The following is a 386-nucleotide window of genomic DNA, read 5'->3' as shown; positions in this document are numbered from 1 at the left end:
GTTCTTTGAGAACTGCACAGTGGATGCGAGCATCTTTGTAGCAAGTTAGTAAGGGCATACGGTGGATGTCTTGGCACCAGGAGCCGATGAAGGACGTAGGAGACTGCGAAAAGTCTAGGGGAGCTGTCAACCGAGCTGAGATCCTAGAATTTCCGAATGGGGAAACCCGGCCCCAGTCATGTGGGGTCACCCATACCTGAACACATAGGGTATGTGGAGGGAACGCGGGGAAGTGAAACATCTCAGTACCCGCAGGAAGAGAAAACAACCGTGATTCCGTGAGTAGTGGCGAGCGAAAGCGGATGAGGCTAAACCGCGTCTGTGTGATACCCGGCAGGGGTTGCATTCGCGGGGTCGTGGGACCTCTTGGCTAGTTCTGCCGAGCT

General features: G+C 54.9%; 1 rRNA gene. It reads left to right on the top strand.

Annotated features, from left to right (window positions below):
- Positions 1 to 38: 38 nt before the first annotated feature.
- Positions 39 to 386, top strand: a 23S ribosomal RNA gene (locus tag LFM09_RS50165); the annotation flags it as partial.

The sequence above is a fragment of the Lentzea alba genome (assembly GCF_047445655.1).
Classification (GTDB): Bacteria; Actinomycetota; Actinomycetes; order Mycobacteriales; family Pseudonocardiaceae; genus Lentzea; species Lentzea alba_A.
The sequence above is the reverse complement of the archived record's forward strand: the minus strand, read 5'-3'. Positions and strand labels throughout refer to the sequence as shown.